Origin of the sequence: Limosilactobacillus sp. (genome assembly GCF_041859915.1) — a bacterium.
In the GTDB taxonomy this organism is placed as follows: domain Bacteria; phylum Bacillota; class Bacilli; order Lactobacillales; family Lactobacillaceae; genus Limosilactobacillus.
Window position 1 is genome coordinate 1 of sequence record NZ_JBFLGB010000077.1, and the last position, 7,533, is coordinate 7,533.

Annotated in this window: 8 protein-coding genes; 4 read left to right on the forward strand and 4 right to left on the reverse strand. The window is 40.8% G+C overall.

The genetic code is table 11. The features are described 5' to 3' along the window. Nucleotides 1-189: hypothetical protein (locus tag ACEYV4_RS08550; protein WP_373842880.1), on the forward strand; the 189-nt coding region annotated here is incomplete at its 5' end. Here ACEYV4_RS08550 and ACEYV4_RS08555 read toward each other — a convergent pair. Further along, nucleotides 186-611 carry an ArsC/Spx/MgsR family protein gene (locus ACEYV4_RS08555; protein WP_373842881.1) on the reverse strand — a complete coding sequence of 142 codons (426 nt, stop codon included), beginning with the start codon at nt 609-611 and terminating at the stop codon, nt 186-188. The two genes, ACEYV4_RS08550 and ACEYV4_RS08555, sit on opposite strands and share 4 nt — an antisense overlap. Nucleotides 612-931: 320 nt before the next feature. Here ACEYV4_RS08555 and ACEYV4_RS08560 point away from each other — a divergent pair, with 320 nt between their 5' ends. Further along, nucleotides 932-2,344, forward strand: coding sequence for a LysM peptidoglycan-binding domain-containing protein (locus ACEYV4_RS08560; protein WP_373842882.1), 1,413 nt, complete (start codon nt 932-934; stop codon nt 2,342-2,344). 54 nt (nt 2,345-2,398) lie between these two features. Here ACEYV4_RS08560 and ACEYV4_RS08565 read toward each other — a convergent pair whose 3' ends face one another. Together ACEYV4_RS08565 and ACEYV4_RS08570 are read right to left on the reverse strand one after the other, a co-directional pair. After that, nucleotides 2,399-3,355, reverse strand: coding sequence for a diacylglycerol kinase family protein (locus ACEYV4_RS08565; protein WP_373842883.1), 957 nt, complete (start codon nt 3,353-3,355; stop codon nt 2,399-2,401). Between the two features lie 81 nt (nt 3,356-3,436). After that, a complete protein-coding gene (locus ACEYV4_RS08570) occupies nt 3,437-3,649 on the reverse strand; it encodes a DNA-directed RNA polymerase subunit epsilon (protein ID WP_373842884.1) in 213 nt (70 codons plus the stop codon). 128 nt (nt 3,650-3,777) lie between these two features. Between ACEYV4_RS08570 and ACEYV4_RS08575 the strand changes: the two genes are divergently transcribed. Beyond that, nucleotides 3,778-4,263 (forward strand): hypothetical protein, encoded by a 486-nt coding sequence (locus tag ACEYV4_RS08575; protein ID WP_373842885.1) that lies wholly within the window; start codon nt 3,778-3,780, stop codon nt 4,261-4,263. A 101-nt stretch (nt 4,264-4,364) separates the two neighbouring features. Here the strand turns inward: ACEYV4_RS08575 and ACEYV4_RS08580 are convergent, their stop codons facing one another. Then, complete coding sequence (locus ACEYV4_RS08580) at nt 4,365-6,086, reverse strand: collagen-binding domain-containing protein (RefSeq protein WP_373842886.1); 1,722 nt, start codon at nt 6,084-6,086, stop codon at nt 4,365-4,367. 129 nt (nt 6,087-6,215) lie between these two features. Here ACEYV4_RS08580 and ACEYV4_RS08585 point away from each other — a divergent pair, with 129 nt between their 5' ends. Continuing rightward, nucleotides 6,216-7,313, forward strand: coding sequence for a helix-turn-helix domain-containing protein (locus ACEYV4_RS08585; protein WP_373842887.1), 1,098 nt, complete (start codon nt 6,216-6,218; stop codon nt 7,311-7,313). The last annotated feature ends 220 nt before the right edge of the window (nt 7,314-7,533 follow it).

Consider the following 7,533-nt stretch of genomic DNA (forward strand, 5'->3'; position numbering starts at 1 on the left):
TTTTTAGCTAACTGGTATGAACTTAAGCCATCTGTTGCCCATTCACGAACAAGCTTTACCTTGAATTCAGAACTATATTTAGTCATAAAAAGTGCCCCACAATCGTTAGATCTTTGTCTAACAATTATGGGGCACTTCAAAGCAGGTGTAGATGGTTTGATTATCGACGAGCGGTTAACGATGGGTTAAGCCATTTTAAAATTACCACCAGATTGGTTGGTTAATTTTGCAAAGAGGGCGGATAATTCTAACCGCCGCTGGTGAGGGGTAATGAAGACCCCCATCTTTTCCTGGTCGAAACCCGTAATCAGCTTGTGACTATTAAAAATAATTGGGTTTTTCAGGATGTGTGGATTTTTTTGAATGGCAACAGTTAATTGGTTAATGGTGACATTCTCACTATCCATTTTTAATGACTTAGTTTCTCGTGACCGTTTGGAAATGAGGTCATCAGTACCGTTTAAGCAGAGAGTGAGCAACTTGGTCACCTCCGCCTTAGTTAGCGGTTCTTTCCCCAAATTGCGTTGCGTGACTGCGATATTATGGTCAGTTAGCCATCTCACCGCTTTTCTTTTCGATGGATCGTTAGTATGAAAGTACAGGTTGACCATCTCATCACTTCCTTAGCACAAGCTGCTAATTTTATTGTAGCAACCTGGTGATCAAATGGCCTATTATCGAATGATTGTTAATAAATTCTTTAAAGTCGGGGGTCCAATTCATAAATCTCTTATTAATTTAACTAAATCTTAATCATTTGATAGTCTGATGGTGAAGGCCGGCGTGACGCCGTTTCTGGGTGGATAAATGCTCTTCAGTGGTCAGTCGATCATACGTTCGCTGTTAGAATAAAAAAGCTAATGATACGCTAGTTATAACGTGAGCTAAAACTGAAATGGGTCGCGATTAATCTATGGGAGGGTGTTAAGGAATGAAAAAAGTTGCCAAACCGGCTGGTCATCACCAAACCGTTCGCCAACTAATGTTGGGAACGGTCAGCACACTTGGTGTGTTAGCGGCTGCCGCGACGACAGCCAGTGCCAAGACCATCACCGTGAAGCAGGGTGATACTGTTTGGAACCTCGCCAACCAGGCGGGCGTGTCAGTCAAGGCGGTTGAACAAGCCAATCCATCGGTTACACGGCTGAACAATAGCGTTGACCTGATCCATGCTGGGCAAACTTTAAACTTACCATCAGCAGACAGCTACTACGTTGTGCAATCTGGTGATACCTTAGGGCAGATTGCTCACCGCTATCATGTGACTGTTGGCCAATTGACGGCCTGGAACCAGTTAAGTAATCCAGACCTGATTCATGTCGGTCAACGGCTATTAGTTCGTGGTGGTCAGGTGGCTGACCAGGCGTCAGCAACGCCGGCCACTGATCCTGCGGCCGCCACGACGGTGGTTCCGCAGCAATCACAGTCCAATGCTCAGCAGCAGGACCAACAACAGCAGGCTCAACAACCGACTACTGCCCCGGTTAGTGGACAGCAGCAAGCACAACCCGCTGCTAGTCAGCCGACAGCGCAAACTGGTCAACCAGCAGCTCAAGCTGGCCAGTCAGCAGACCAGCAAGCGGTTCAGACTAGTCAACCGGCGCAACCAACTGCTGCACCTGCTCAGGAGAGTCAAGCTGCTCAGCCTAACCAGGATGCTTCTGCAGCTCCGGTTGCTGACCAGCAGACTGCGACCTCACAGGAGACTACCAACCAGTCCACCACTGCCAACAATGACCAGCCGCAAGAGCAGCAGTCATTTAATGTTGCTAATAGCCAACAGCAGTCAGCTGCTCCCCAGGTTCAGTGGGGGCAGTCGGCGGTTGCCCAACCACAGGCTCCGGCAAATTACCAGCAGGACAGTCAAACTACTAATCAGCCTGCACAACAGCAGACACCAGCTAACAATAACGACTCGACGGCCCAAGCGCCAGCTACCAACCAGCAAAACGGGTCGCAAAATAGTGCCAATGCTGACTTACAGACTGGTTCAGTAGTTAGTCTGGCGGTGAAATTGGCTAATAGCAATATTCCATACGTTTACGGTGGTAACAGCCTTAGTGGGATGGATTGTTCTGGCTTAGTTGATTATGTTTACGCCCATAGTGAGGGTAAACAGCTGCCACACTACACCGTTTCACTGGAGAGCTGCGTCAGTCAAAAGCCAGTTTCCCAGGCACAACCAGGGGACCTGCTTTTCTGGGGCCAGCATGGTAGCACTTATCACGTTGCCATTTACATTGGCAACAACCAATACGTTGCCGCACCGCAACCAGGACAAAACGTCGAAATTCAGACGATTAGTCCTTACTTTGCACCAAGCTTTGCGGGAAGTGTCAACTAGTCTTTTTGCATTATCAAAAAACGTGGGAGAAGCTTATTGCTTCTCTCACGTTTTTTATTCTTGATGACGGTCTGCCCAGAAGGGGTAGTGGTCAGTTGAAATGGTCAGGTCCACGAAACGGTTGCCCATTTCTTCGCCGTCGTACTGACCAAATTCGAGCGAAGTTGTCGAATAATGCAGGCGTTTCCCCCGGTAAACGTGTGCAAAGCGTGACTTGGACAATTTGCCACGAGCTAACTGAAGACATTCCCAGAGGGTCAGCACCCAGTTATGGCGTTCAGCAACGACCAATTCCACCTCGTCATTAAAGAGGGACATCTCAGGGGCGACTTTGAAACCACCGCCGATGTAGGGATGATTGCTAGCAATGACAATCATGGCGTTTTGGTAGTGGTCGTGGAAGTGGCCCGAATCGACAGACAGGGGGAAAGAGGTGATGTTATAGAGTACCGAAATGGCGTTAGCCAGGTAGGCAAAGGACCCAAGTTTAAACCGGTTGAGTTTTTTCTTGCTCTGTGAAGCGTTGGTCCGACTGACAATGGCCGCGTCAAACCCGATCCCCACATTATTAAGGAAATAACGGTGTTCATGTTTGATCGCTTCATTATACTCGCCAATGGTGACCCTGGTTGGGTGGGTCGCCGAAAGAACTTGCTGCATTGCCTTAGTCGGGTTTTCACTGAGGCCAAAGCCCCGGGCAAAATCATTACCCGATCCTGAAGGAATATAGGCGAGTGGGACGCGTTCTTCTTCAGGGATACCGTTGGTCATCAGACCATTGAGTGTTTGGTTGAAGGTCCCGTCACCGCCAACGACGAGGACTGCTTGACCGCTTTGATCCCGCAATTGGCGGGCCAGCTGGGCGCCGAGGCGGGTGGCATGACCAGGTCGCTTGGTAAAGGTCACCGTGTAGGTATCTCCATGGTTGGTAATCAACGGGGCTACTTGCTCCCAGACCGTTTTAGCGTTGCCACCGCCGGCAACGGGGTTGACGATTACTGAGTAGTGCACTGCGCTCCTCCTTTCGAAGTAGTAAAAAAAGCCGGGCAAAAAAATCTCCCGGACAAATTTAATCACTGATGGATTACAGAATTAAAAGGTCGTTAACTTAAAGTTGGGATCCTTTTTTTCAAATTCTAAAGCCTTGTCATCCAGCAGTTCGACAAATTCAATATTGTAGTCTGTATTCTTTTCGACCAGCGACAGTGCTTCTGGTTCGGAAGCAGCTTCAATGTACAGAGCACGGGTGTTTTCACGCCGGGGAGTCGCTGTCTTTGTTAATTGGTAGTATACCTTAAAAGTCATTTTACAAATCCTCACAATCTATTTGTCACATAATCATCTTAGTATTTTATCACATCTCTAGGTGATTGTCGTCAAAATCACCATGTGGTATGCTGATAGCGGCGAAACTTGAGGAGGAACACAATATTATGACAATGGTCATCTTCTTTATTGCAGCACTGGCGATCGTGGCAATTATTTACCTGGCAATTCACCGGGTGTTGATTAATCGGGCCACCTTGATTGTGCGGCGGCAGGCCGAAACCCTGACTAATGAGGCAGTTAATGCCGTGTTAACAAAGTTCTTTCACCGCTCGCTTAACTTACAGTCGCAAACCGTTGCTGATGTTTGGGGCCGCGGGGTTATGGCGTTTGAATATGTTATTGAACAATCAACGTTAGCAGAGGCCGATGGTCAGCTAACCGTTCAGTCAATGAGCCAGGCGTTGGCCGACTATGCAACTGCTCACCAGGTGGCCCGGGTGAAAGGTGCTAAGGAAACGTTTCGGGTGACCGATTGGTGGACGTACGAACAACGATTGCATATCGATATTGCCTACTTGATGAATGAAGCCACTCGCGAGTATGTTGATGACCTGAAGAAGGTGGCCAAATCACAGGGCGAACGGTTATAAACGTTGGTACCTTAGATCAGATGTGAAGTAACGAAAAAAGGCATTGCCAAGTGATTAATCTCACTACTACCTTTTTAATTTCATCAAAACTAATTAATTAATTAATTTTCTCGTTTCTTTCTATAGGTAAACCAACTTGTTAAACTTCCTAATATTAGTAATAGAACACCTAGGATTGAAACAGAACTTTTTGATTTTTCACCTGTTTGCGGTAAAGCAGTATTATTTTTAGATGCTAAATTATTATTCTTAGGTTGATTATTTGTTTTACCATTAATTGAAGATATTGTGTGACTATTGTTTTTGTTATTTTCAATTAATTGAGTTGGTTGAGTCGGCTGAGTCGGCTGAGTCGGTTGAGTTGGTTGAGTCGGTTGAGTCGGCTGAATATCCCATCTATGCGATTCTCCACCTGTTATATTAACTATATTAGCAACAATGTTCCCATCGATATTCACGCCGGCGTTGATGGTTGCATTAGGAGCCAAAATACTTCCCATAAAGCAGCCTTCAGTAAAATTAAATGTTTGGTTCCCAGTTCCAAAATTCCATAATATATGATTTGGTTCAGAATGTGACTCCCCATTAGATAAAGAATTTGTACCATCGTCGTAGTTTAATTGAACTTGTGTAGAAATATTTTGATTTCCATCGGGAATGCCAGTGACATTAATTACTATGGTTGGACCAGTCAATAAATTAGATATTCCTTTGATTGTAATTGACTGTGGACTACTTAAATATTCGAATGGAACATTTACATAAATAATTTGTGTTCCAGCTGCTACTCCTGAAACATCAATATAGCGATTATTCATATCAGAATAATTTGAAATAACACCTATTGACTGAGAAGTACTAGCATAACTAGTGGATGCCTTTACCAATTGTTGGAATACATCACTAAAATCAATATATTTCTGCCCATTGGTATCTTGATAGACATCTTCAGGTTTTAAATTATCCATAGTAATACCATTGATTAAGACTTTGTTGTTTTCAATTGATACATTAACATCTTTGCCTAATACTACATGATTAAATGTTTTATTTCTAAAAGCGTTACTTTGAAGATCTTTTGCCAGTTGTTGAATGTAATAAATATCACCACTAGTTAAATTGTATGAATCACCACGTGTACCAAAATCATTAGAATCATTTAAAATACCAACGGCCAAATTACCATTAGTATCGGCACTTAGACTAGCCTGATTTGCAAAAATATGGAATAAAGAGGCCAATTTCAAAACACTATTAGCATTTAAATTATTGATATCAATTCCAAGTTCTTTTAAATAGTTATCTTTACCAATAGAAGTAGCAGGCTGTACATTGTTAGACGCCAATATAGTACTTTTAATCATGGGATTATCTGTATTCTTGGTTGTTATACTGTTATTGGATATAGAAATGGCATTTACCAATCCATTATTAACTGTAGTTACTTTAGGATTATCAACCAATGAAGTAGTGGTGTTGCTATCCGTAGAATTATTATTTGTTGAATTATCAGTTGATGCAGTAGTTACAGTACCGCTATCCGTAGAATTATTATTTGTTGAATTATCGGTTAATGCAGTAGTTGCAGTACCGTTATCCGTAGAATTATTATTTGTTGAATTATCGGTTGATGCAGTAGTTGCAGTACCGCTATCCGTAGAATTATTATTTGCTGAATTATCAGTCGACGTAGTAGTTGCAGTAACATCCGCTCTTGCTGTGTACGTGCCCTCGCTTACTCCAATACCCAAAGCAACAACTGCAATAGCTGCAAAAACCCCATTTTTCCCAGATTTATACATTTTGTAATTTAATTTTTCCATAAAATAAATCCCTTTCAAATAATCAATTGTTAATACCTAGGGGGAAGTATATAATTAACAGTGACGAAATTAACTATATTATTTTGCAAATAACTATACTATTTTGTATATTTGATTGAGGCCAAATTTATGAAAAAAGAACTGTTTTCCTTATTAGGTAATGTAGCATCAGTGGATTTTTATTTTTTCAATGGAACTGATATTTCCCTAATTTCTGATAATAATGCCTTTAATATGACAGAATTAGCTAAAGAATCGCTCCAACTTCAAGTTCCCAATACTTTAACTATTGTTAATCTAAATAATTTTTATGTCACAATCATTCCAATCGATAAAATTCGTCGATTACTTATAATCCCACACATTAATACAACTAATATTCCACAAGATTATCGTGAAATTACTAAATTTGTTGATAATCTTAATTCATTAAGCTCTTTGGCTTATCAATTGTTTACTAATAAGAAAAAGCCTAATTGGAAAACATGTGTAAAAAAAATACCTACTGCTCAAAAGGAAGTAGATTTTAATTCCAAAATAGACTTAACCGCTAAATTTAAAAACGAACAAACAATTTTTAAGACTATTAAGAATCTTAATTTTAATCAATTTAATATGGCCTTAGATAAATTAACATTGACTCAGTATATGGGTACGATATTCGAACAAAATAACTATGCTCGAGGAGAAAAGGACGTTATGATTCGTTTTGTAAGCTTATTAATGAATAACGTTATTGAAAGCGGACAAGTACTAATAGATGTTGCTCTTAAAATACAAGATGACATTTTAGGGACAATTGAATTCAAAAAAAATATTCCTCCTTTTGAAATTTGGATGAAACAAGTGGCTATTCGTTGTTTTAAAGAAATTCAAAAAATAAAAGATGAATCTGCTTTATCAATTCCTGAAAAATGTTCATCTTATATTAAAAATCATATTAATCAAAAATTATCTTTAACAATTTTAGCTCAAAATTTAGGCTGTTCTAAAAGTTCTTTGGCTCATTCATTCAAGAAAAAATATAATCAAACAATCAGCTCATATATTAATATCCAAAAAGTTAAAGCTGCTCAATATATGCTAATAAATAGTTCTGTAAATATTTCTGAGATCGCCTATACTTTATCTTTTAATAACCCGAATTATTTTACGCGGATTTTCAAGCATTACGTTGGAATGTCTCCAACAGCTTATAGAGTAAATAGTAGCCCGAATTATTCATAGCTTCAAAACAGCCCACCATTTTAACGATTTCGTTAAAATGGTGGGCTGCTTTTGACCTTAATGAGCACTTTACTGATGCTTCGATCATGTTTGGTGATCGCTTAACGAAACTTTTCTAAATTTGGGGCGCACTTATCCCTTGGTGTTAAAAAATTGATTTTTTGGTTAAACCAACAATGCGGCATGCTGGTCAACTCAAAGCTTGAATCCGAGCTAACAA

Coding starts and splice junctions, on each gene's coding strand:
- ACEYV4_RS08570 (WP_373842884.1), bottom strand. CDS start 3,649: ATGACTTTTAAGGTATACTACCAATTAACAAAGACAGCGACTCCCCGG.
- ACEYV4_RS08575 (WP_373842885.1), top strand. CDS start 3,778: ATGACAATGGTCATCTTCTTTATTGCAGCACTGGCGATCGTGGCAATT.
- ACEYV4_RS08585 (WP_373842887.1), top strand. CDS start 6,216: ATGAAAAAAGAACTGTTTTCCTTATTAGGTAATGTAGCATCAGTGGAT.
- ACEYV4_RS08555 (WP_373842881.1), bottom strand. CDS start 611: ATGGTCAACCTGTACTTTCATACTAACGATCCATCGAAAAGAAAAGCG.
- ACEYV4_RS08580 (WP_373842886.1), bottom strand. CDS start 6,086: ATGGAAAAATTAAATTACAAAATGTATAAATCTGGGAAAAATGGGGTT.
- ACEYV4_RS08560 (WP_373842882.1), top strand. CDS start 932: ATGAAAAAAGTTGCCAAACCGGCTGGTCATCACCAAACCGTTCGCCAA.